Annotated in this window: 21 protein-coding genes; 7 read left to right on the top strand and 14 right to left on the bottom strand. The window is 62.0% G+C overall.

Annotated features, from left to right (window positions below; translation table 11 throughout):
- Nucleotides 1-27: 27 nt before the first annotated feature.
- From PHS32_RS05385 to PHS32_RS05355, 7 genes are all read right to left on the bottom strand, one after another.
- The gene (locus PHS32_RS05385; protein WP_301077841.1) at nucleotides 28-1,014 is read right to left on the bottom strand and encodes an isoaspartyl peptidase/L-asparaginase family protein; all 987 of its coding nucleotides are present in this window, start codon (nucleotides 1,012-1,014) and stop codon (nucleotides 28-30) included.
- On the bottom strand, nucleotides 1,011-1,970 hold the full coding sequence (locus PHS32_RS05380) for a MurR/RpiR family transcriptional regulator (protein ID WP_301077840.1): 960 nt from the start codon (nucleotides 1,968-1,970) through the stop codon (nucleotides 1,011-1,013). The genes PHS32_RS05385 and PHS32_RS05380 overlap by 4 nt, the downstream gene beginning before the upstream one ends.
- Before the next feature lie 526 nt (nucleotides 1,971-2,496).
- The gene (locus PHS32_RS05375; RefSeq protein WP_301077839.1) at nucleotides 2,497-3,339 is read right to left on the bottom strand and encodes an SAM-dependent methyltransferase; all 843 of its coding nucleotides are present in this window, start codon (nucleotides 3,337-3,339) and stop codon (nucleotides 2,497-2,499) included.
- Nucleotide 3,340: 1 nt separating this feature from the next.
- Nucleotides 3,341-5,101 (bottom strand): GGDEF domain-containing protein, encoded by a 1,761-nt coding sequence (locus PHS32_RS05370; protein ID WP_301077838.1) that lies wholly within the window; start codon nucleotides 5,099-5,101, stop codon nucleotides 3,341-3,343.
- Nucleotides 5,102-5,125: 24 nt separating this feature from the next.
- A complete protein-coding gene (locus PHS32_RS05365; protein ID WP_301077837.1) occupies nucleotides 5,126-5,356 on the bottom strand; it encodes a hypothetical protein in 231 nt (76 codons plus the stop codon).
- Between the two features lie 138 nt (nucleotides 5,357-5,494).
- Entirely contained in the window at nucleotides 5,495-6,898 is a 1,404-nt protein-coding gene (locus PHS32_RS05360; protein WP_301077836.1) for a sensor histidine kinase, read from the bottom strand.
- Complete coding sequence (locus tag PHS32_RS05355) at nucleotides 6,891-7,565, bottom strand: response regulator (RefSeq protein ID WP_301077835.1); 675 nt, start codon at nucleotides 7,563-7,565, stop codon at nucleotides 6,891-6,893. Before PHS32_RS05355 ends, PHS32_RS05360 begins: the two co-directional genes overlap by 8 nt.
- Nucleotides 7,566-7,714: 149 nt before the next feature.
- Between PHS32_RS05355 and PHS32_RS05350 the strand changes: the two genes are divergently transcribed.
- The 3 genes from PHS32_RS05350 to PHS32_RS05340 are packed head-to-tail and all read left to right on the top strand — an operon-like array spanning nucleotide 7,715 to nucleotide 10,447.
- Nucleotides 7,715-8,725 (top strand): ABC transporter substrate-binding protein, encoded by a 1,011-nt coding sequence (locus PHS32_RS05350; RefSeq protein ID WP_301077834.1) that lies wholly within the window; start codon nucleotides 7,715-7,717, stop codon nucleotides 8,723-8,725.
- A 13-nt stretch (nucleotides 8,726-8,738) separates the two neighbouring features.
- Nucleotides 8,739-9,557 carry an ABC transporter ATP-binding protein gene (locus PHS32_RS05345; RefSeq protein ID WP_301077833.1) on the top strand — a complete coding sequence of 273 codons (819 nt, stop codon included), beginning with the start codon at nucleotides 8,739-8,741 and terminating at the stop codon, nucleotides 9,555-9,557.
- Between the two features lie 14 nt (nucleotides 9,558-9,571).
- A complete protein-coding gene (locus tag PHS32_RS05340) occupies nucleotides 9,572-10,447 on the top strand; it encodes an ABC transporter permease (RefSeq protein ID WP_301077832.1) in 876 nt (291 codons plus the stop codon).
- Here PHS32_RS05340 and PHS32_RS05335 read toward each other — a convergent pair whose 3' ends face one another.
- The gene (locus PHS32_RS05335) at nucleotides 10,448-11,875 is read right to left on the bottom strand and encodes a TIGR03790 family protein (protein ID WP_301077831.1); all 1,428 of its coding nucleotides are present in this window, start codon (nucleotides 11,873-11,875) and stop codon (nucleotides 10,448-10,450) included.
- Nucleotides 11,876-11,915: 40 nt separating this feature from the next.
- The gene (locus PHS32_RS05330) at nucleotides 11,916-12,773 is read right to left on the bottom strand and encodes a TatD family hydrolase (protein ID WP_301077830.1); all 858 of its coding nucleotides are present in this window, start codon (nucleotides 12,771-12,773) and stop codon (nucleotides 11,916-11,918) included.
- Between the two features lie 140 nt (nucleotides 12,774-12,913).
- Here PHS32_RS05330 and PHS32_RS05325 point away from each other — a divergent pair, with 140 nt between their 5' ends.
- Genes PHS32_RS05325 through PHS32_RS05310 form a run of 4 tightly spaced genes read left to right on the top strand, consistent with a single transcriptional unit; the run spans nucleotide 12,914 to nucleotide 16,880 of the window.
- On the top strand, nucleotides 12,914-13,981 hold the full coding sequence (locus tag PHS32_RS05325; RefSeq protein ID WP_301077828.1) for an extracellular solute-binding protein: 1,068 nt from the start codon (nucleotides 12,914-12,916) through the stop codon (nucleotides 13,979-13,981).
- Between the two features lie 52 nt (nucleotides 13,982-14,033).
- Nucleotides 14,034-15,149 (top strand): ABC transporter ATP-binding protein, encoded by a 1,116-nt coding sequence (locus tag PHS32_RS05320; RefSeq protein WP_301077827.1) that lies wholly within the window; start codon nucleotides 14,034-14,036, stop codon nucleotides 15,147-15,149.
- The gene (locus PHS32_RS05315) at nucleotides 15,130-16,017 is read left to right on the top strand and encodes an ABC transporter permease (protein ID WP_301077826.1); all 888 of its coding nucleotides are present in this window, start codon (nucleotides 15,130-15,132) and stop codon (nucleotides 16,015-16,017) included. Before PHS32_RS05320 ends, PHS32_RS05315 begins: the two co-directional genes overlap by 20 nt.
- Nucleotides 16,014-16,880 carry an ABC transporter permease subunit gene (locus PHS32_RS05310; protein ID WP_301077825.1) on the top strand — a complete coding sequence of 289 codons (867 nt, stop codon included), beginning with the start codon at nucleotides 16,014-16,016 and terminating at the stop codon, nucleotides 16,878-16,880. The genes PHS32_RS05315 and PHS32_RS05310 overlap by 4 nt, the downstream gene beginning before the upstream one ends.
- 127 nt (nucleotides 16,881-17,007) lie before the next feature.
- Here the strand turns inward: PHS32_RS05310 and PHS32_RS05305 are convergent, their stop codons facing one another.
- The 5 genes from PHS32_RS05305 to PHS32_RS05285 all read right to left on the bottom strand — a co-directional run bounded on the left by PHS32_RS05305 (nucleotide 17,008) and on the right by PHS32_RS05285 (nucleotide 23,544).
- Nucleotides 17,008-17,706 (bottom strand): prepilin-type N-terminal cleavage/methylation domain-containing protein, encoded by a 699-nt coding sequence (locus PHS32_RS05305; protein WP_301077824.1) that lies wholly within the window; start codon nucleotides 17,704-17,706, stop codon nucleotides 17,008-17,010.
- Between the two features lie 20 nt (nucleotides 17,707-17,726).
- Complete coding sequence (locus tag PHS32_RS05300) at nucleotides 17,727-18,905, bottom strand: type II secretion system protein (protein WP_301077823.1); 1,179 nt, start codon at nucleotides 18,903-18,905, stop codon at nucleotides 17,727-17,729.
- Nucleotides 18,902-19,993 carry a type II secretion system protein gene (locus PHS32_RS05295; protein WP_301077822.1) on the bottom strand — a complete coding sequence of 364 codons (1,092 nt, stop codon included), beginning with the start codon at nucleotides 19,991-19,993 and terminating at the stop codon, nucleotides 18,902-18,904. Before PHS32_RS05295 ends, PHS32_RS05300 begins: the two co-directional genes overlap by 4 nt.
- Nucleotides 19,990-22,155 (bottom strand): hypothetical protein, encoded by a 2,166-nt coding sequence (locus PHS32_RS05290; protein WP_301077821.1) that lies wholly within the window; start codon nucleotides 22,153-22,155, stop codon nucleotides 19,990-19,992. Before PHS32_RS05290 ends, PHS32_RS05295 begins: the two co-directional genes overlap by 4 nt.
- A gap of 120 nt (nucleotides 22,156-22,275) precedes the next feature.
- A complete protein-coding gene (locus PHS32_RS05285) occupies nucleotides 22,276-23,544 on the bottom strand; it encodes a type II secretion system F family protein (RefSeq protein ID WP_301077820.1) in 1,269 nt (422 codons plus the stop codon).
- Nucleotides 23,545-23,549: the final 5 nt, after the last annotated feature.

The following is a 23,549-nucleotide window of genomic DNA, read 5'->3' as shown; positions in this document are numbered from 1 at the left end:
TGGGGACTGGGCCGGGAGCGGGGCCGGTCAGCGGAAGATGGCCGTCTGCGGCGCTTCACCAACGCGGGCAAAGCCGCGGTACATGCCTTCGGTATTGAAAGGCAGACTCAGGTTGCCCAGCGCGTCGACGGCAATCAGACCGCCGCGGCCGCCGATCGCCGGCAGCACCTGCATCACGACTTCCTGCGCCGCGGCAGCCAGCGACTGGCCGGCGTAGGCCATGCGCGCGCAGACATCGTAGGCCGCGACGACGCGCATGAACATCTCGCCGCTACCGGTGCAGGAAACCGCGGCGGTGCGGTTGTCGGCATAGGTGCCGGCACCGATCAGGGGCGTGTCGCCGACCCGGCCCGGCCGCTTGTTGGTCATGCCACCGGTCGAGGTGGCTGCCGCCAGGTTGCCGTGGACATCCAGCGCGACCGCGCCGACGGTGCCCAGTTTGCTGCCCTCGTCCAGCGGTGGCGCACCGGCCGCCGAGGGGCGGAACACCAGCGCCGCGGCGTCGTGGTCCAGCAGCGTTGCGTCACTGGAGCGTGCGCGCTGCAATTGCGCGCGCCGCGCCTCGGTGGAGAAGTAGGCCGGATCAACCAGTTCCAGTCCGCAGGCCTGGGCGAAGGCTTCGGCACCCGCCGCCACCAGCAGCACGTGCTCGCTGCGCTCCATCACGGCGCGGGCCGCGCGCAAGGGCCGGCGCACCCGGCTGACGCAAGCCACGGCGCCGGCGCGCAAGGTGGCGCCGTCCATCACGGCGGCGTCAAGCTCGTGGGTTTCGTCGTGCGTGAAGACGGCGCCATGCCCGGCATTGAAGAGCGGGCAATCCTCCAGCAGATCGACCGCCAGGCTGACCGCATCGAGCGCGCTGCCGCCAGCGGCCAGCAGTTGCTGCGCGGCCAGCAGCACGTCCTTCAGGGCGGCCTGGTAAGCGGCCTTCTGCTCGGTGCCGATGCTGGCGCGGCTGATGGTGCCGGCGCCGCCGTGGATGGCAATCAAGGGCACAGGGGGTGTTGAGATCATTGGCCGGCCTTTGACGATTTGGCGACGCTTGGCCGCTTGCGCGGCAGCGGCGCCGCGGCCTCGGGGCTGACGCGCAAGCGCCCGCCATGGTCGCCGTGCAGCCATGGCAAGACCGCCTCGGCCAACTCGGTGGCCGCCTTCAGCGAACCCTTCGCGCGGTGCGCCACCGCGCTGCACAAGGCTTCGATCAGCGCCAGCACACTGGTCTCCGAATTGGCGAAATACTGACTGTCGGCGTGCGCGTAAAGCGAGACCGTCGCCAGCGGTGCCAGCGGCGACGTCACGCGATCCGTCAAGGCCAGCACCGGCACGCCAGCGTCGCGCGCGCGGCGCGCCAGCAAGACCGTGTCGTTGATGTAGCGTGGGTAGGCAATGGCGATCAGCAGATCGCTCGGCTGCGCGCCGGAAAGAATGCGCGCGCCGTATGACGAGCCTTCCATGCTGGCCAGCAATTGAACGTTTCTGCAATACAGGTCCAGGCAGCGTTGCAACAGCCCGCCCAGCCAGCTGCTGCTGCCAAAGCCGGCGATGTAAATGCGCTTGGCCTTCAGGATCAGGTCCACCGCCTGCTCGCAACTGTGGCCATCGAGGGCCTGGCGCGTCGCCTCGATATTGCGCTGGACTTCGGCCAGTGCGGCGGCGAAAACATCGGCCGCCGTGGCCGGGTGTTCGAGCTGGCTGCGCAGCTTTTCGACCGGCGCCAGCGTGGCTTCAAAACCCAATACCAGGGCCGCCCGGAACTGCGGATAACCGTCGAATTCGAGGGCCCGTGCAAACCGGTTGGCGGTTGCCACCGAAACCCCCAGGGTGGCGGCCAGTTCGTCAATCGGCATGGTGGCCGCCTGCAACGGCCGGGCCAGCACATAGTCGGCCATGCGCCGCTGCGAGCGCGTCAGCGTTGGCAGCACGCGCGCAATGCGCTGGGCCATCGACGGGTTGCCGGGAAATGTCGCCATCAACTTGCTTACCAGGTCAGGGGGAAAACCGGAATGAACAAAAATTTACAATTTGTTGGATGTTACCAAAATTTTTGATCATTTAGACTGGTTTTGCCGACTTCGGCGCTGCGTGGCGCTGGCCGCTTCGGAGTCAACGATTGGCTTCCGAAATTCACAACACCGTTCTGGCCGAGCCTGCCTGATGCAGATGGCTCCCGCAAGTCAGGAACCATGGCACACGCGTGTGTGTGGGTCGAGGGCGCCGCAGTGGGCGGCTCCGCGAATGTCCGCCGGCCTGCGGCCTCCCCCTTTATTTGGCAAAACCCCAAGTCCACGCTGCGCCACCCACTACAGCGCCCTCGGCGACGAACGTTGGTGGTTTGCGCCGGTCGCACACCAACCCTGCTTGAAAGATCAGGTTGGTGGGGCTCTCAGCGCAGCGGCATAAAGGCGGAGACCGAAGGTCGGGGGACAGCCGCGGAGCTGAGTGCCCCTCCAGCCTGATCCACCCGCCATGCCGAACGGGGTTTGGCATGTCATCATTTCAGAAAAGGGCTGGCTTACGGGCTGCTGCGGCGGGCGCCTCGGGTAGCGCATTGAGTTGGTCCACGATCGCCTGATCCAGTTTCAATGGGTAGGCGGCGGGGATGACCAACGTGGTAGTACCTTGCAAGGAAGCGCTCGGCAGATCTTTCAGCAAAATCGTATCCATGCGCGTCTTTTCCAGCGGATGGGTGGCCGCTTCGTACAAGATCACCGGGTGCTCCAGCGGGTAGTCGCGTGCCAGCTTGTCCACCAGCACCTGTAGCCTGGCCGCCGTGGTGTCAAAGCGCTTGAGGGTCAGTTCACCCGCCAGAAACGGTTGCCACAAAATCAGCAGCGCGGTCGGATCGATCCGGCGCTCAAAGATCATGAACTGCGTGGTTTCCATGGACTGCGTGCCGGTGCGGCCCGGGTCCAGGCCCAGATCGGCGACCAGGCAATCTTCCGCCGAGATGCCTGGCAACATCTCGGCGCTAAAGCCTTCGGCGCGCGCGTCGGCAATCGCCATGTGCGAGATGCAGGCAAAAATGCCGGGGTGCCCGTAGAATGCGGCGCAAACGGTTTTGCCGGCGCGCACCTGCTCCAGAATGGTGTCGGCCATGCGCCTGTAGGTATCGCGGCGATTCTTGCCGTCCACATCGCAATCGCTGTAATAGCCCAGCACGCAGATGTATTCCCTGGCAATCTGTTGCAGCCAGTTGCGCGTAAAGAGATTGGGCACGGCGCCGATCACCACGTCCGCCGTCTCGATATAGCTTTGCGCCAGCGGTGTCACCTGCCCGGCCATGCGCATGCCGGTGCCGACGCAGATCAATTTGCCTTTTCGTGTGTGTGCCAGCGCCAAGCTATGCCCCCGAATGTTGATAGACCGTGACGCGGTTGCGTCCCTCGTTTTTTGAGAAATACAAGGCCTTGTCCGCTGCCGCCAGCGTCTCCTCAAAGTTGAGAGGTCCGTTGATGTCGCGTGAGGCGATACCCAAGCTGGCGGTAATCTCAAAACTGAAGCCGCTGGGACCGGTGTCAATGGCGGCAATGGCGGCACGGCAACGTTCCGCCATGGCTTTTGCTTCTTCGGGCGTGAACAGCGGCAGACACAAGGCAAATTCCTCGCCTCCCAGGCGCCCCAGCAGGTCGGTCTTGCGCAGTTGGGTCTTGACGGCATCGCACACCGCCCTCAGCACCCAGTCCCCGGTGGCGTGGCCATAGGTGTCGTTGATTTTTTTGAAAAAATCCATGTCCAGCAGCACAAGACTGACGCCAGTCTTGGCGCTCCTGAACACCTGCCGCGCAGACGCCACAAAGTGCGCCCGATTGCTCACCTGCGTCAGTCCATCCACCTGGGCGGACTGGCGGAAGATATTTCTTTGCCGCAGCGTCTTGGCGAGCCAGACACCGAGCAGAGTCAATACCACCAAGCTCAAGGTCATCAACAGGATCAGGTTCTGATTCCTGCCTTGTTGCAGTTCCTTTTCAATGTTCAGGTTTTTGTTTTTTTGTTCCAACAAGGCCATCTGGTTGGCCTTGTCCTGGGTTTCAAACTTGACTCTTTGGTAGGCCAGGTTCTTCTGCAATTGATCGTCCAGGACCTTCTTTTTCAGGGCCAGATTGATGTCGTAATAGCCCATGGCCTTGACCAGTTGGCCTTGGGCGCGTTGGATGGCCGCCATGGTTTCACTGGTCTTTTCCTGCAACAAAAGAACCTTCCCCGACTGCGCACGTTGGTAGGCTTGAAAACCGTAGTGTTCCGCTTGCTCCACATTTCCGGTTTTCAGGTAGGCGCGGGCCAGCGCTTCCTCGAGTTGTGTTACGTAATCCGAACTCTGGCTCAGTACCGAAAATTGGCGCAGCAGGGGCAGGCCGGATGCGATCCCGGTTGCATATTTTTCTGAGTCGATCAAATCAATCGCGACAAGGGTCTTGACGAGCAGGGTAAAAAATTGATTCTTGTTGGCGTCGCAGGCAAGGATGGCATCTGGCACCAGGGAGCGAGCCTGTTGGCGATCCCCGCGCATGAAATTCAGCTCAACTTTGTCGGTCAAGCCAACGCAGGCTGCGTAGGAACCGACTGTGTCTCCACTCAGGGAGTACAGGCGCTCGGCAAAATCCAGCGCCTCGTCGTAGGCATGCAATGAGCTCGACAAAGCAAGCGCACTTTGCAATACGTTCATTTTCTCTCCTGCGCTTTCCAGTCTGGGCAGCAAGAGAATCGACTGGTTCATGGCCAGCAGGGCCGCTTCGTATCTGCCCAGAACCGTGCTGCCATCGATCAGTTCGTAAAGAAACCGCGCACGCCGGGCTGGTGTTTTCACCTGGGGCAGAAACGACTGCACCAAGCTAATGCGTTCCTCGTGTCTTCCCCTAAAGCCCAGCGAAGACGCGTAGTAGAGCTGGTATCTTTCGTTTTGAACCGGGGTGAAGCTTGACTGCAACGCCTGCAGCTTTTCGAGTGGTGCGACCGCCTTTTCCGGCGTCGAGAAAAGATAGGTCGAAATCTCGGCAAGCAAAGCATCGACCGAGGAGGGATCGGCCGCCCCTGCGCCCAAGGAGCAAGCCAGCCCCAGGGCGACGAACGCAATGGTTCTAACGCAACGGCCTAGCACGATCACAGTCGCTGCGTTTCTCCCAATTGCTCAATTGGGCTTGTAATCGGTCTGCCCTATTTGAGGTAACGGAAGCGCAGCGACATCAACGCCCACCAGCTTGGCGATGTCAGCTTGGTTGCCCGACAGCAAAGCCTGCTGTTCCGCAGCATCCAAACCATACGCCGTCATCGCAGCTTGGGGATCTTTGGCAAACGCTTCACGCGCCACGGCATCTTTGTCGAGAAGGTTGAGGTAGTCCAGCAGTTTTGATTTTGGCATGGCGTGGGCCCTGAATTGAAGGCATTGAACTGAAGAAGAGTTGGTTGGGATCGTTGATCCTCTTACGATTCTAGGGGCCTGCGTCGAGTTCGATCTCGCGATCAACGGGCTATTGACGGGCCAATTCCAGCCAAACTACTAGCTGCTTTGCGGGCTGCTGCGACGGGAGGCAAAAAAATCGATCACCACCAGCAGACCGCTGCCACCATGCTCGGGCTCTGCCACTCGCACCGTGGCGCCGCATTGGGACACCAGTTCCTTGACGATCGCCAGTCCCAGACCGCTGCCGCTGGCCTCGCCGGTACCCAGACGGTGGAAACGTTGGAAGATCTTGTCGCGGCTCTGCGGCGGCACACCCGGTCCGTTGTCTTCGACTTCCAGCGAAAGTTTTCCCTCTGTCGAGCGCACCCGCACCGTCACCACGCCAGCGGCCGGCGTGTACCGAATGGCGTTGTCAACCAGGTTGACGGCAATTTCCCGCAACGCCGCCGGATCGAGTGAAACCACGGTATCCGCGCCACTGCGCTCGAAGCCCAGATCGATGTTCTTCTGATGGGCCGCAAAAGCCAGATCCTCCAGCACTTTTTGCACGCTGTCGCAACACGCCTGGGTCGCCGCCGGCGTGGTGACGGCGACGTAGGCCTCAGCCGAGGAAAGTGTCAAAAACTGGTTCACCAGTCGCGTCGTTTGCTGCAGCGTCCTACGCGCGGCGAGCAGTGGCCGCTCGGCCTCGGCCTGGCTGGGCGCGCGCTGGGCGTCACTGATCTGGGTGTTCAATACGGTCAGCGGCGTGCGCAACTGGTGCGCCGCATTCTGGATGAAAGTGCTGCGCAGATTGGTGTGATTTTCCAGCCGCTGGATGTAGTCGTTGAAGGATTCCAGCAGCGGCGTCAGTTCCGCCGGAATGCCGTCGGTGCGCAGCTTTTCCAGCGAACCTTCCTGGCGCGAGCGGACATCGTTGCGCAGCCGGATCAGCGGCTGCAGGCCGCGTTTCAAACCGAACAGGATGAAGATCGTCGCCAACGCCAGTATCAGCAACTGCTGGGCCAGCGCATGCAACCACAATCCGGAGCTCAGCTGCGCGTGGGCATGGGTGGTTTGGGCCACTTCAACGACCACCGGCAAAGCCGACGGGTTGCCGATCACGGGTTGGAAAAAGGCCACCACCCGCACCGTCTCGCCGCGCATCGTGGTGCCGAAGAAATAGGGCGAGTCAGCCGGCATATTCAGTTTTGGCAAGGGCAGATCGGTATAGCCCGACAGCAATTGCCCGGCGCCGGTGGTAACGCGGTAGAAAATCCGGTCCGGCTGCTCGGACTGGAACAGCTCCAGCGCGGCGGGCGGTATGTGGTGCTGGAAGGTGCCGTCCTCGTAGCTGATCTGCTGGGCGATCATGCGGGCCGAACCGAGCAGCAGCCGGTCCTGCACCACGGTGGCGGTATCGACCGAGCTGTTGTAGGTCAGCCAGGCATCCACCGCAACGGCGCTGGCCAACGGCAACAAAACCCAGGCCAGCAGCTGGCGCCGCAGGCTGCTATTCATTGCCAGCCGGGCGCAGCAGGTAACCCAGACCCCGCAAGGTCATGATCCTGGCGGAGCTGGGTTCGAGCTTCTTGCGCACCCGGTGCACATAGATTTCGATGGCGTCGGTGGAGACGTCCTCGTCGAGCGAAAACAGGCTTTGGGCCAGCTCCTGTTTGGTGACGCTGCTGCCGGCCTTGCGCAGCAACACCTCCAGCACGGCACGCTCGCGCGGCGTCAGCGCAAGGGCTTGCCCGGCGATCTGGAATTCGCGCGTGTTCATGTTGTAGCTCAGGTCGCCGCAGGTCGTCAGGGGAGCCGCCTGGCCGGCGGAGCGCCGCAACAGGACCCGGATGCGCGCCTCCAGTTCGTCGATCTCGAACGGCTTGGCCATGTAATCGTCAGCCCCGCCATCGAGTTCGCTGACGCGGCTCTGCACCGTGTTGTTGGCCGTCAGCACCAGCACCGGCGTGCTGTCGTGACGGGCGCGCAGGCGGCGCAAAACCTCCTTGCCGTCCATCCGGGGCAGCGCCAGGTCGAGAATCACCAGGTTGTATTTTTCCGAGCGCAGCGCAAAGTCGGCATCGGCACCGTTGTCCAGGCAGTCGACGGTGTACTGTTCCTTGCGCAAGGTGCGTGCCAGCCATTGCGCCAATTCGGCGTTGTCTTCGACGACCAGGATCCGCATTGCACGCTGCTCGCTAGGGTTATTTCAGAGGGATGCCAGATCATAAGCTGACGCGCCCATCAGTACTTTCCCTAGGTTCAGGGAAACTGAAAGCAGACTGAAAGCCGCCAGCGATTATCGTCAGCGCACAAACCAACCCAGGAGATGCCATGAAATCCAGTATCAAACCGAACCGACTGTTGCAGGCCCTAGGCCTTGCCGCCGTGCTCTTTGCCAGCGCCAGCGCACTGGCGGCCGACAAGGTCACCATCATTGTCGGCGGCTACGAAAAGCAGATTTACCTGCCCGCCAAATTGACCGAGAGTCTGGGCTACTTCAAGGCCGAGGGGCTGGAGGTCGAGCTGCTCAACGAAGCCTCCGGCGTCGATGCCGAAAATGAAATGCTGGCCGGCGCGGTGCAAGGCGTGGTCGGCTTCTACGACCACTGCGTCGATTTGCAGACCAAGGGCAAATATGTCCAGTCGGTGGTGCAGTTCAGCCAGGCACCCGGCGAAGTGGAACTGGTTTCCAACAAGCACCCGCAAATCAAATCCATGGCCGACCTGCGCGGCAAGAGCCTGGGCGTCACGGGCCTGGGATCTTCCACCAACTTCCTGTCGCAATACCTGATGGTCAAGTCCGGTGTTCCGCTGGGCGAATTCAGCACCATCCCGGTCGGTGCCGGCACCACTTTCATCGCCGCCATGACGCAGGACAAGATCCAGGCCGGCATGACCACCGAACCGACCATCTCGCGCCTGCTCAAGACCAATGAAGCACGTGTTCTGGTCGACATGCGCACGGTTGAAAAAACCAAGGCGGCGCTGGGCGGCACCTACCCGGCGGCGTCCCTGTACATGTCCACCGACTGGGTCGAGAAGAACAAACCGACGGTGCAAAAACTGGCCAACGCTTTCGTCAAGACGCTGAAATTCATCAACACGCACAGCGCGGCCGAAATCGCCGACAAGATGCCCAAGGATTTTTACGCCGGTGACAAGGACAGCTACACCAAGGCGCTGGCCGACGGCAAGGCCATGTTCACGCCCGACGGCGTGATGCCGGCCGGCGGACCCGAAACCGTGCTCTCGGTGCTGGCCGCCTTCTCCAAGAACGTCAAGGGGAAAACCGTCGACCTGTCGAAAACCTACACCACCGAGTTCGTCAAGAACGCCAAATAAGCCAAGCACCGCCATGCCCCTTCAGAACGACAGCCCGGCCATTGAACTGATCAACGTCAGTCGCCGTTTTCTCACGCCGGACGGCAAATCCATGACCGCCCTGCGCGACTTCAACATGAGCGTGGCACGCGGCGAGTTCGTCGCCGTGGTGGGTCCCACCGGTTGCGGTAAATCCACCACCCTGAACCTGGTCACCGGCCTGGCCAAGCCCTCGGCCGGCGAGGTTCGGGTGATGGGCGCGCCGGTGAACGGCATCGACCCGCGCATCGGTTTTGTGTTTCAGACCGACGCCTTGTTTCCCTGGCGCAGCGTGATCGACAACGTGGTCACCGGCCCGCTGTTTCGCGGCATTGCGCAGGAACAGGCCTATGCCAAGGCGCGCGAATGGCTGGCGCGGGTCAATCTTTCGGAACATGCGACCAAGTTTCCGCACCAACTGTCGGGCGGCATGCGCAAGCGCGTGTCGCTGGCCCAGACCTTCATCAACGAGCCGCAGATCCTGTTGATGGACGAACCGTTTTCCGCGCTGGACGTGCAGACCCGCGTCCTGATGCACGAGGAACTGCTCAAGCTGTGGTCGCAGTCCAAGGCGTCGGTGGTCTTCGTCACGCACGACCTGGAGGAGGCGATTGCCCTGGCCGACAAGGTCTACGTGCTGACCTCCGGGCCGGCCACCGTCAAGTCGGTCTATCCGGTGGCCATACCGCGCCCCCGGATCGTCAGCGAAATCCGCTACGACAAGGCCTTTATCGACATCTCGCGCACCATCTGGGAAGACTTGCGCGACGAGGTGCTGCGCGGTGCCGCACGTGAAGAAGCCATGGTGGCCTGAGGAACGAGACTGATATGACTGATGCAACACTTTCCAGCGGCGCCATTTTTCAGCCGGGCACCTCCGACGCCGAGATCGAGGCCGCGGCCGCGGTGGCGGCGCGCAAACGCAAATTTGCCGTCTATTTCTGGCGCTATTTCATTCTGGTCGTCTTCCTGGGCGGCTGGGAACTCGCGGTACGCTTCAAGCTGATCGACCCGTTCTTCTTCTCCAGCCCGTGGGCCATCGTGCTGCGCCTGCGCGAATGGGTGGTCGAGGGTACTTCGGAGGGTCCGCTGTGGTTCCACCTGTGGGTCACCATGGAAGAGTCCCTGCTGGGTTTCTTCTCGGGCTCGATCGCCGGCATCATCGCCGGCATCGCCCTGGGGCGCAACCGCATGCTGGCCGATGTGTTTTCGATTTACATCAAGGTCATCAACTCGATTCCACGGGTTGTGCTGGCGCCCATTTTCATCATGATCTTCGGCCTGGGCCTGACCTCCAAGGTGGCGCTGTCTTTCGTCATGGTGTTCTTCGTCGTTTTCTCCAACGCCTTCCAGGGCGTGGTCGAGGCCGACCGCAATCTGCTGGCGAATGCCCAGATCCTGGGTGCCAAGGGCTGGCAACTGACGCGCTCGGTGGTGATACCGTCGGCCATGAGCTGGATCTTTGCCTCCCTGCATGTCAGCTTTGGCTTTGCCATCGTCGGCGCCATCGTCGGCGAATTTGTCGGTGCCCGTTATGGCATCGGATTGCTGATCAATGTGGCCAAGGGCTCGTTCGACGCGGCCGGCATGTACGCCGCCATCGTCATCATCATGGTGGTGGCCTTGGCGGCCGAATACGCCATGACCCGGGTCGAGAACCGGCTGGCGAAATGGCGTCCGGCGCCGCTGCAGGACCAGCCGTAATCAACTCGAGGAACTCAGCGTGCACTGCTGGCTGGCATTGGCCGGACAAGGCCCCAGCCAGCGCAGTTGCGTGGCATCGGTCGGCGGCAAGGGCACGCGCCAGCTTTGCGCCTGGGCCCGGGCCAGCTGGAAACTGGCCAGCGTGATCCAGTTGCCGGCGCTTCCAACGCGGTACTGCAGCGCATAGCTGGCGTTGGCGCGCAAGGCCCGGCTGCCGATCAGGTATTGGCCGCTGTCGATGGTGAAGCTCGGAGTGTCGCGGAACGGCTGGGCCAGCGGTTCGCCGACGAACAATCCCTGGCCCGGCCATTGAACCGCTTTCCAGTAGGCCTCGATCAGCGTTGCACCGCGGTAGTACTGGTCGATCAGCACCGAGGCGCGGGAAAATTTCTGCGGGTAATTGCACGGCTCCTCCACCGTGCCATAGCTGGCCGTGGCGCCGGCATCGAGCCAGGCGGTGATCGGCATCTGACCATTGCCGCTGGGCAAATAGCCACCCCACGAAGTCAGGCTGTCGCCAATCGCGCCGGGCCGGAAGCTGTTGCCGGCCAGACCCGGCACAGTGGCCAGGCCGGTGAAATAGAACAACACATTGGACTTGCCGCTCAGGCTGTCGCTGGCGGCGCCGGCCGAGTTGTCGATATAGCTCAGCTGGACACCTGAATTGCCGGACCACAGGGCCGGCAGCGCCGGGTAATCGAGATAGCGCACGCTGCGTGCGGCGTCGCTGGTGCGCAGCAAAAAGCCATCGCCGGCGGGCAGGCTGGCGTCGGCGCGCAGACCCCGGTCGATCAAGGCCTTGGCGGCCTCCAGCGTGCTGGCGCCCAGCATCATGGAGGGGCGCATGCCGTGGTCTTGCCAGGGCTGTGCCGATTCGGAATCGTAGTAGGGTGAGGCTGTCGTGGCAGCACAGCTTGTGGCGCAATACCTGGTGTCAAAACCCAGCGCCAAGGCACTGGTGATGCTCATCGCGCAACTGCCGGCGACGCGCGACGGCGCCGTCCAGGTCAGCAGCGTCGCCTGCACCGTGCCGGGCAGCTTGGCGTCCAGTTCAGCCTTCAGCAGCGCGAAGTCGGCGGCCGAAATGGTGTCGACCCCGGTGCTCAGCTTGACCCGGATGATGTTGGCCGCCGGAATGCCGCGCGCCGTCTGGTAATAGCTGGCGATCGCCTCCGACAGCGGATCGCCGGCGGCCACGATCACGGCCAGTTCCTTGGCACCGATGGCGCGGCCCGGCAAACTCAGGGTCAAGGTGGGTGTTGGGGTAGGCGTCGGTGTTGGCGTTGGTGTTGACGGCGTACCGTTGGCGCTGCCGGCGGCCGAACCACCGCCGCAACTGATCAGCAAGACGGCCGCCAGCGGCAGCGCCGGCAGCCAGCGCAGCGCGCGCGGCAAGGCGTTCGGAAACAGGCGGCAAAAACGGGTCATGGGGGCGGGCGACTCAAACACTTCGGTCCGCAGATCATAGTCAACCCTGTTGGAACAAGGGATTAACCGCCAGGCGCGGCAGCGCCGCCAGCGCATTGCGCGTGGTGGCCTGGGCCAGCTCGGTCGCCGTGATACCGCGCAAGGCCGCCAGTTGGGCCCCTATGCGCGGCAACTCGCCCGGCTCGTTGCGACCCTGCGGCTCTCCGGCGGCGCGCTGCTGGGCGGTCCGGTACAGCCAGTGCGGCGGCATGTCGGGCGCATCGGTCTCCAGCACAATCGCTTCCAGCGGCAGGGTGGCGGCCAGCCGGCGCAGTTGCAAGGCCCGCTCGAACGTGAGGGCGCCGCCAAAGCCAAGCTTCAAGCCCAGCCCGATGAAGGCATTGGCCTGGCTGGCGCTGCCGTTGAAGGCATGCGCAATGCCCAACCAGGTTTGTCCCGGCGCCACGGCGCGCAAGCCCCCCAGCAGACGGTCGGCCGAGCGCCGCACGTGCAGTAGCACCGGCAGTTCATGCCGGCGCGCCAGCTTCAACTGTTCCAGGTAAAAGTATTCCTGACGCTCGCGCAGCGGGCTGGCGCACAGCTCTGGCACAAAGAAGTCGAGTCCGATTTCGCCCACCGCCACCAGCCGGGGGTCGCCGCGGTATTGGCGCAACTGTTCATCAAGCTGCGCCAGGTCGCTGTCTTGCGCCTGCGCAACATAGAGCGGATGAATGCCCAGCGCGTAGCTGTCGCCGCCGGCATGTGCCAGGCGCCGCACCGCATCAAAACTGGCCACGTTAACCGCCGGTAGAACACACAGCATCACCCCGTTGGCGCTGGCGCGCGAGCGCACCGCTGCCCCGTCCGGCGCAAACTCCGGGGCATCAAGGTGGCAATGGCTGTCGATCCAAATGGTCATACAGGGAAAATACCATATCCTGGTCATCGGATTGACATCAAAATGTCATTTGCCTGCGATATCCTTCGCCGGCTTTGGGGCCTTGCTTGGCCCTTGCGCGTTCAGCTTCAACCTGTCACAAAAAATCCAAGGAAAATCGCATGAAAGCTCATCACACCCTCATTGCCGCCAGCGTTCTGGCGCTCGGCCTTGCCGGCACCGCCACGGCACAGGAAAAAACATTTCGCCTGCTGACCTGGGCCGACTACGCCCCGGCTGACGTGGTGGCCCAGTTCGAGAAGGAAAGCGGCTACAAGGTCGAGCTGACGCTGTCCAACAACGAAGAGATGATCTCCAAGCTGCGCGCCACCGGCGGCGCCGGCTTCGATCTGGCCCAGCCGTCGCAGGACCGCATCACCGGCCCGCAACAGGAGTTCGGCATTTACAAACCGATGGACCTGAGCAAGCTCAAAGCCGAGTTGTTCATCCCCTCGATGCTGGAAGCGACCAAGAAAAACACCACGCTCTCCGGCAAGGTCTATGGCCTGCCGCACATCTGGGGCACCGATGGCCTGGTGGTCAACACCAAGCTGACCAAAATGGGCGACTACCCGGATCTGTGCCGCGCCGATGTCAAGGGCAAGACGGCAGTCCGCCTGAAACGCCCGACCCTGCTGGCGTTTGCCTTCGCTGCCGGCAAGGACCCGTTTGCCTTGTACGGCAATCCCAAGGCCTACACCGCCTTGATGGACGAAGTCGGCAAGACCATGATCGCCTGCAAGGGCAACCTCAAATTCTTCTGGGACAACAAGGACCAGTTGCTCAACGGCATGCGCACCGGCGAGATCGTCGGCGCCATGATGTGGGATACGGGTGGCTGGAAGCTGAACAACGAAAAAGCGGAAATCCAGTTCATCGCTCCCAAGTCCGGCGCCCTCGGCTGGATCGACACCTTTGCCATTCCGGCCAAGGGCAAGAACGATGCCGCCGCTTACGCCTGGATCAACTTCAACATGCGGCCTGAAATTGCCGCCAAGGTCGGTGCCTCGGCCGGCAACTTCACCGCCTCCAAGGGCGCCGACCAGTTGGCCGATGCCAAGCTGAAAGCCCAGTTTGCCGCCAGCTTCCCGGAAGCCGCTTTGAAGAACGTGAAGTGGTACCCCGCCGTGCCGGCTGGCATCGAGGACATCGAAGGCCGCGTGCTGGACCGCATCAAGGCGGCGAACTGAAACGGTTTGCGATTTGAGTTCAAACCCTGCTGCGCCCCCCTCTGGATCCGGGGTGGCGCAGCCTGACCTTGAAGCCCTGCATCTGGGCAAGCGCTTTGGTGATTTTGTCGCGGTAGAGGATCTGTCGTTTGCTGTTGAGCGAGGCAGTTTCTTCTCCATCCTGGGGCCCTCGGGCTGTGGCAAGACCACGCTGTTGCGCATGATCGCGGGCTTTTCAAGCCCGGATTCGGGTGACATTCGCATTGGTGGCAAGGACATGCATGGCGTGCCGCCGAACCGGCGCCCGGTGAACATGGTGTTTCAGCATCTGGCGCTCTTTCCCATGATGTCGGTGGGCGACAACGTGGCCTACGGTTTGACCAGGCGCGGTGTGCCGCGGACCGAGATCACGCGCCGCGTGGGCGAAATGCTCGATCGCGTGAGCATGTCGGGCGCTCAGCTCAAGCGCGTGGATCAACTCTCGGGCGGGCAAAAGCAGCGCGTGGCGATCGCCCGCAGTCTGGTGCTGGAGCCCACGCTGCTGTTGCTGGATGAGCCTTTGGGCGCACTTGATCTGAAATTGCGCGAGCACATGAAAATCGAGCTCAAGCAATTGCAGGCCGCCTTCGGCACCACTTTTGTTTACATCACCCACGATCAGTCGGAAGCCCTGGTGCTGTCCGACCATGTAGCGGTGATGAACCAGGGACGCTTCGAACAAGTGGGCACGCCGCAGCAGCTTTACTACGAACCGCAAACGCCGTTCGTGGCCGGTTTTGTCGGTGCCAACAACCCCATCAAGGGTCGCGCCACGCAGGTCAATGCCGGCCTCGTGACGCTCACCAGCGCCGAAGGTCTGGTGCTGTCGGCGCGTGCCATTGGCAAGGTCCAGGCGGGCGACAGCGTAACCGCTTTTGTGCGGCCCGAAGTGGCCAGCGTCGCGCGCAGCGCCACAGTGTTTTCCGATGCCGGTGTACCTCACTACGGCGCCCGCATCGAGAACCTGCTGTTCGACGGCGCCAACTCGGCGGTGCTGGTGCGCGAGACCGGCTCGCAGACGGAATTCCGCATTGCCTTGCCGCAAACCGGTCACCTGTCTGATCTGGTGGTCGGCGAAGCGGTGGTTTTCGGCTTTGATCCACAACGGGCGGTCTGTTTCTCGGTCGACCATGGCAACTCAAAACCCTGACGGCGGCAAGGCGCAGGCGCGCTTGATATTGATGCTGCTATTGGCGCCGGCCCTGTTGTGGCTGGTCAGCCTGATCCTGCTGCCGCACGTGGAGCTGGGCATCCTGTCGCTGCGGGCTCGCGTCGCGCCTCGTGTTTATGAGGCCAGTCTGACCCAGTACCAGACCTTCATTCAAGAGCCGCTGTACTGGCATACCTTTGTACGCACCGCGCTGATATCGATTCTGGCCACCGTGATCACACTGCTGATGGCTTTCCCGATCGCCTGGACGATTGCCAAACTGGCCCGCGGTCGCAGCAAATCCATGATGTTCGTGCTGTGCCTGATTCCGTTCTGGGTCAGCGAAACGGTGCGTACGCTGGGCTGGATGATTCTGCTGCGCGAGTCGGGCGTGTTGCCGGCACTGCTGGTCTGGCTGGGGCTGACACCGGCGCCGGTGGAGATGCTGTACCACGACGCCACCATTCTGGTGGGACTGGTCTACACCTCCATGCTGTTCATGGTGGTGCCGCTGATCGGCGCCCTGGAGAGCCTGGACGACTCATTGATCGAGGCCGCCTACGACCTGGGCGGCAACGGCTGGGACATCCTGCGGAGAATTGTGATCCCGCACGCCGCCCCCGGCATCGTGGCCGGCTGCATCGTGGTCTTCATGCTGACCCTGGGCAATTACCTGACGCCGACCCTGTTGGGCGGCAAGAACTCGCAATGGTTCACCGAGCAGATCTACACCCAGTTCATCACCCGCTTCAACTGGGAACAGGGCGCCGCCTTCGGCTTTTTGCTGCTAGGCCTGTCGACGGCCATCGTCTGGCTGGGCTTGCGCTTAAGCGGTCAGAAATTTGGCGAAGTGATGCAGCAATCATGATCCCTTCCCTGCCCCGCCCGGCCTGGTTGCGCGTCAGCACCGTGGTCTACGCCGTGCTGTTTTTCGCCTTCCTGTTTCTGCCGCTGGTCATCGTGGCGGTGTTTGCCTTCAACGATGCGCCCTACCCGGCACCGCCCTGGCGCGGTTTCACGCTGGACTGGTTTCTGGGCGCTGCCGGCTCGGGGCGGCGTGGCCTGTTTGCCGACAGAGCGATGCTGGGCAGTCTGTGGACCAGCGTCGTCGTGGCCTGCTGGGTCACGGTCTTGTCGGTGCTGGTGGGTACCGCCAACGCTTTCCTGATCGAGCGCACGCAGTTTCGCGGCAAGCAGGCGCTGTCGCTCCTGATGCTGGCGCCGCTGGTGATCCCGGGCGTGATTCTGGGCATCTCGATCCTGGCCTTCGCCAGCCGCATTGCCAACCTGGCGGACGACTTGTGGGGCCTGGAACTGGAGTTTCTGCGCCCCGGCCTACCCCTGGTGGTGCTGGGCCAGTTCTCCTACATCGTGTCGATCGCCACGCTCACCATCACGGCGCGCCTGAAGCGCTTCGACGCCACGCTGGAAGACGCCGCCTACAACCTGGGTGCCTCGCGCGCCGCCGTCTTCACCACCATCACCCTGCCCTACCTGCAACCGGCCCTGATCGGCGCCGCCGCGATCTCTTTCCTGATGTCGTTCGAAAACTTCAACACCACCTTGATGCTGGTCGGCTCGGATGCGCCGCTGACGGTCATGATGTACGGCCGCATGCGCGAGGGGGCAACACCGGTGCTCAACGCCGTGAGTCTATTTTTGATGGTGGCCTCGGCGCTGCTGGCGCTGACCTTGCTGCGCGGAGCCAAGGGTTCTGATTCTCAGACTTAGAACTTGTCCGTAGCGGATTGCCCCCTTGCGCACACTCACAACGGCGCGTCAGGCTCCTGTGTTTCTGATGCCGTTGCCGCCTTTACGCTCGCTTTCCCTGGCCTTGATGCGCGTCTTGGTGGCCATGTTAGCGGCTCATCAAAAGCAGGGCATTCACCACCGCCACTTGGGATTCGTTTTGTGCCGTGGCAACGGCGCTGCCAAAAGCCATGCGTTCGTCCACACTCCAGGCCTGTGCGCTTGTGGTGGCGACCGCGTTGGCCTGGGAATCTTCCCGGAATTGGCCAAAGCGCGCATCCGCATGGCCGTCGATTTGGGCATCCTGCATGGTGGCCAGTGAGGGCGTGAGATTGCGCAGCACCATGACGTTACGCGAGCGGGACACGTAAGTGCCGACGGTTGCACCGGGTTCTGCCCAACTGACGTTTTGAAAGCAGACCTGCACCTCCTGCGGGTTGCCATTGGAGTCCAGGTAGGCGTAGCGGTCATTGCTGCCTTCGGCGCGACCTTCGGGCAACCGAATGCCCGCAGCCAGGAAGACGTTGAGCAGGTTGTTGCCGCACAGGGCCACGGCACTGGCGTTGACTCTTCCTGTTGGCGCAGCGGCGGTGTCACCGGGGACAGTGCCCGTGCCCGTCACAAATGTGTCGTAGGCAATCATCCAGCCTTGCACAAAGTCGCTGGATAGGCGCTGGTAGGCGGCATTGCGCTGAACATCTTTGCCAATGGCCACGGTCCCCAGAATGAGCCCGATGACGGCCAAAGAAATTGTGAGTTCGATCAGGGAGAAGCCCTTTTCGCGGTGCGGGTGAGCTGATGGTTTCATAAAGTTATTTCCCGTATTTTTTAAAACCCAAGCGCGTCTGCGTTGCGGGCATTGGCATTGATGGCCGTGGACAGGGTGGCGCTGCTGGCGGCCATTTCCGCGCCGGTGGCAACGCGTTGGGCGGCTTCCACCGTGACGAGGATGGAGGTGGTCAAGGTGCCGATGGAGGCCAGCACTGTCGTGGTGTTGGCAACGACAGAGACAGCAGCTGCCGCAATCAGCCCGGCCTGTGTGCCCACCGTGATCACGGTGAAGGTGGTGGCGTTGACCAACGTTGTGACCGCAATCGCCAGGCCCGCAGTGGCACCCGCCGTCCCGGCTGTGGCGCTGGCTACTCCGGCACCCGCCAGGACGGCTTGCACCTGAAGCTGGTAGTGGTAATCACTGAGCGCGCGTTCCATGACGGATGCGCTCAGGGCGGCATTGAAATGGCTGTGGTCAATGACGGACAGTGCCTGCGCGCAGTTCATTTGGGTAAACAGGGTGTCAAAGCCAATGGCAGACACGCGGTCGTCGTAAAGGTCACTTCGGGATCGGTTGCCGGCCTCGAAGGTAGGGGTCACGTCACTGGCGCCGTGGTTCAGTGCATCAAAACGATCACCATCACCGTCCGCATCAAGCAAACCGGGTGCCGCAATCACAAAAGCCATGGGGCGGCGCGTGGCTGTCGTACCGTCTTTCACTGCCAGTGCGGTGGCACTGGTTCCCGCCTGTGCGGCCAGTGTCGCGCCATAACAAAAGTCCAGCAAATTGCGGTTTCCCAGCAGCGACTCCGTGGCGACGGGGGTGATACCGATGGCCACCAGTGGGCGCATGCGATCGCGGCTGACGGCCAGGTCGGTGTCTTGCCAGCCATTGGCGTTGGCGACCCGATAGACCCCGTATTTGAGCGTGCTGGCTGTCGCATCGGGCAGTTGCAGTGTGCGCCAAGGCAACATCCCGACGCTGTGATCGCCCCCATTGACGTGGCAACTTTCGATACCACTGGTGTCGGCTGCCGGACAGGGCAGGCGGAAGTTGGCATGCACAAACCCATACACCGCCTGCTGAGCCCGCCTCTGCAAGTCATGCTCGACGGTAGCCACCTTTTGTTGCCCGGCCAGGCGCAGGTAGGCCACTGCCGCCGTTGTCAGCAAACCCAGAACAATCAGCGCAATGCTGCTTTCCATGAGAGAAAAACCACGCTGCGAAGATTTCATGGCGTGAGTCCCTTGTTGTCCACGGCCACTGCGTTGTTTCCAGCATGGATCAGCGCGGCCGCCGTTTGCGCCTTGATCTGTGCCGCTCCCGTGGCTTGGGCTTGCGCCTTGAGTTCCCCGATGATGGCCATTGCAAGGCTGGCATCTGCCGAGACTTGTGACGCAATGGCCGCAAGCATGGCCGCAACGGCCACCACGACCGTGGCGGCACCAACGCCGACGCTATTGGCGGCAATGGAGACCGAGCTGGCGGTCGTGGCCGTGGCATCCAGCAGATCCAATATGGTCAAGCCCACATTGGCAGCCGCAAAGTTCTTGTTGGTGGTGCGCACTTGTGACGCGAAATCACGAAACTCCTGAAACTGCTTGGCATCACGATCAATGTCATAGGCTGCCATCGCGGCACGCGCGGCCACGGTGGCTTCACCCAGCCGGGAAGGGCAAGCCATTCGCCCGGAGAGTTCGCTCAGACCCGCCGCCACCACGCTGTCGTCATACGTGTTGTCGCGGGCTCTGCCCGGCAGGTCAAAGCCCAGGGTGTTGAGCCCCTGAAACTGGCCGTCCGCGCCGGGGTGGGCCAAGGCATAGGCCACCTCCACGTTGCCCGCAGTCAGCGCGCCAGCAGCGCCGGGGGTTGTGATTGCGCCGCGCAACTTGGTGCAAAAGTCCAGCCCATTGGCCGTCGTACTAACGGTATACCCGATGGGTAACAGGGGAGCCTGATGTGTCAGGGCGCTGGCAGCCAAGTCATGACCACCGGCACGGTACACGCCATAGCGCAGCGCACCTTGCGTCGCGCCCAGGCCCAGGTCGCGCCAGGGCAAGGTTCCCAGGGCACCTGCGGCGCAGTTCTCGTGTCCGTCGTTGTCGGTGTCCGGGCACGGCAGGCGATGCGCGCGCAGTACAAATCCTTCAGTGGCGGCCTGGGCTTGCGCCAACTCGTCCTTGAGGGCGCTGCCTTGACTGATCTGTCGTGCAAGGGGAATGAATCGCCATAGCGCCAGCCCCACCACCCCCACAATGGCCAGACTCACGGCCAACTCCACCAGTGAAAACCCGCCTTCTCTGCCGCGGCGCGGAGACTTCATTGCATACCTCCTTTGAAATCGGCTTGCAGCAGAATCGCGTCAGCGTCGCTCCAGGGTTTGACATCGGCTCCCGTTCCCGTGCCATTCGCATTGATCATGCTCAGTGAATTCAGTGCATTGCCGGCCTGTGTTTCATTGAGTACCGCCTGGTCATGGATGGCCTTTGCAACCTCGGTTTGCCGTTGCTTGAGCTTCCACTGAAAGTACAACCCTTTGTTGTCATTGGATGGGCCAAACAAATTGTTCAGCGCGCTGCTCATGGCCGAGCTGCCGTCATAGGTTTTATGGGTCGTTGTGCAAGTGGTCACGGGATTGTTTCCAGTGGTGGTGGTGCAAGTGGTGACTGAATAGGGCAGCCGCGAGGCATTGATCGCGTTGTTGCGGGCATTCAGGTAATTGTTGTAGGCGCTTGCGCGGGCCGTGTCCATGGCGTTCTTGTTCGCCAGTGCAGAAGCCACGTCCAGTGTCAAACCGGACAAGGCCGCCTGGAGTTTGTCGCGCTGCGCCACCAACTGGTCGCGCTGCGTGGTGAGGTCTGCCACATTGGATGGGTTGCTGGCGATTCTGGTGTTCAGGTCGTTGATCTGAGTATTCAGCGCCAGTATTTGCTTGTTTACATTTTCGACCTGCCGCGCATTGCTTGCCGAGTTGCCATAGCTGGCAATGAGCTGGGCCTTGGCATCGATCAGTTTTTGCTTTTTGACGGGATCGGCTTCGGCATCTATTTGCGTCTGAATGGCAGCCAGTGCAGCGCTGATGTCAACGTTGCTTCCCACGGCGCCACCACCACCGGTTGCACTTTGCGCGTTTTTATACGCGTCCGCGGCATTGTTGTAGTTGCTCTCGGCGGCCATCCAGTCATCCGCACGACTGATGGCGGTGTCGATGTAGCCATCAAGCATGATGATGGCGTAGTTGACTGGGTTGCCGGCTGCATTGGCGTTGCTCACGATGCCGTGGGCTGCGGCATGCGCATTGTTGACGGCGATGTTCTTCTGGCTCAGCAGCGAGGCTTCCTTGGCTATGGCGGCTTGCCAATCGGTGTAGGCCACATTCTTCTTTCTGGTGGCATCCGCCAGCACCGTTTGAGCCTGTTTGACCGCGGACGATATGTCCATGTTCGGGGGGATGGATGCGCCGGCCATGATGGCCGCTGTTGCGGTCAAGACGGCCGCTGTCATGCTGAATATCGTTGAGGTAATGCTGGCGGCAATGGCAATCGAGCTGGCCACAATCGAGATGCCCGCGGCGACCACTGTGGCAATGGCATGCGGCAGCTCCGCGCAACCCACCAGGAAAAAGCAGCCGACGATGGCACTGGCCAACAGGGTGGCGGCGGTCGTCATATAGCCAATGGCCGTGCCTAACTCGGTGAAGGCCATCACAGTTTTGGCCACCGCCACATTGGCCTTGACGATGGCCACGGCGGTCAAGGCCGCCGCGGTGAGTGTGTTGGTGATTTTTTGGCTGTTCACCTCTTCCACCACTTCGGTGGCCAGGGACACCTGATCGAGCGACGCATTGAGCTGCGCGCAGCCAAGAGCATCTTCCATCTGGGCGTAACTGCGGGTGGTCACGCGGTCGTCGTAGCTGGCGAAGAGTGCTGGCCGCTCAGGGGCATCAAAGGCATTGTCGGCGGCTGCATTGGCTCCATCATGCAAGCTGCCACTGCCATCTGCATCGCGGCTGCCAGGATGAGCCAGTGCATAGGCGACTGGGCGTGAAGGGCTCGCATTCACTTGTGCATGTCCTGCCTGTAACGCGACTTTGGCCCCTTGCGTGAGTTGGTGGCACAGGTCAGGGGAACCGATATTGTGGATGAGCTCGCCGGTGGCCGATGTGAATGTTCGCCGTGCGCTGTACAGGTCGGTGTTGTCCTTGAATTTGATGGGCTGCCAGGCATCGCCGGCAACCGCCAGATCCACCGCCTGGCGCTGCACCAAATAGCGCAGCTCGCCCGCACCTGCTTGTGTGCCCGCGCCTTCCAGACCGATGGTGCGATAGGGTAGCCAGCCTTTTTGCGCATTGGCCGCACAGTCTTCCCAACCGTCGCGATCCGTGTCGGGACATGGCAAGCGATGGTGCGCGGCGGCAAACCCCACCAGGAAACGGTCGGCATCCGACAACAGGGCTGATTGCTGCTCGGCCGCAAGCGAGGGCATGGTTGTTTTCAGAGCAGCGAACCCGGCAATCAAGGCCCCGCCAAGCATCAGGGTGATTAGCGCTACTTCAAGCAGCCCGAATCCTCTTTGACGGCGTATTCCTGATAGGGGCTTCATGTCTCACCCGCCCAACGATTGCTGCACCGATTGACGAATCAGGTCATAGACCGGAAGTAACAGGGCAACAACAAGAAATAGAAACAGACCGCCCGCCAGCAAAATAACCGCCGGTTTGATGATTTCCGAGAGCGACCCGACGACGATCTCCAGCCGTTTGCGATATTCCTCGGCAAGCTGCGACAGCTGCTGGTCAAGTCCGCCCGACTCCTCACCGACGGCGATCATGCGCACGGCCATGGCGGGGAATCCTCCTACCCGGCGCATGGCCACCGCAATGCTGTCGCCACGCATGATGGCTTCGCGCACTTTTCCCAACCGCCATTGGTAGTAGCCATCGCGCGTGGCGCGGGTCAGAATTTCAAAACAGGTCACGATGTCCAGGCCGGCCCGCACCAGAATGGCCAGATGCTCGGTGATGTGGGCCATGCCTGAAGATGACATCAGAACACGGGCAATGGGCAGGCGGTGCAGCAGTTTGTGCAGCGCATGACGTACGGCGGGATTGCGGCGCAGCAGAACCGCGAAACCCAAAATGCACACCCCCGTGGCAATGAGGATCCAAATACCGTACTGCGTGAGCCAGTCTGCCAGTTGAATCAGCATGAGGGTGATGGGCGGCAGCTTGGCGTGCAGTTGTTTGAACAGTTGCGCCAGGTTGGGTACCACGTAGTACAACCAGAAAAAGGCAACGCCGAAGATGGTGGCAAAAACAAAGGCCGGATAGATCAACGCCGTGCGAATGTCACGCCGAATGTCGGTCATGCGCTCGACATGCCGAGCAGCTTCCAGCATCATGGTGGGAAGACTGCTTGACTGGTCGCCAATCAGAATCAGGTTGCGCACCGTTTCAGGAAAAACATCGGGATTCCTGCCAAAGGCTGTACCCAGGGACAACCCGGCATTCAAGTCGTCATGAATGCGCTTGGACAAACTGGCAATGCCCTGGTTGCCAGCTATGCGGGCCTCTTCACCGAGGGTGTCCAGGGCGGCGAAGATGGGCACTCCGGCGCCAAGCATCAGCCCCAAGTCGCGCAGGAAACCTGCCAGATCCTCCCGGCGTACATGGTGACGAAACAGGCGGCGCAACAAATCCATCGCGGCCGATGTCCAGTCTGGCAGGCGCACCAGTGTGAGCACGGTGGCATCGTTCTGGCTTTCGAGTTTTAGCCGGGCGGAGAAATCAAGCTCCACTGCCAGCCGCAAGAAGCCCTGACGCACCTCGCCATGCTGGAGCAGGACACGGTAGAAATAAGTTCGCATGGCGTTCATGGCAG

It is taken from the genome of Rhodoferax sp. (assembly GCF_028714215.1).
Lineage (GTDB): Bacteria > Pseudomonadota > Gammaproteobacteria > Burkholderiales > Burkholderiaceae_C > Rhodoferax.
This window is presented reverse-complemented; position numbering and strand designations above follow the sequence as displayed.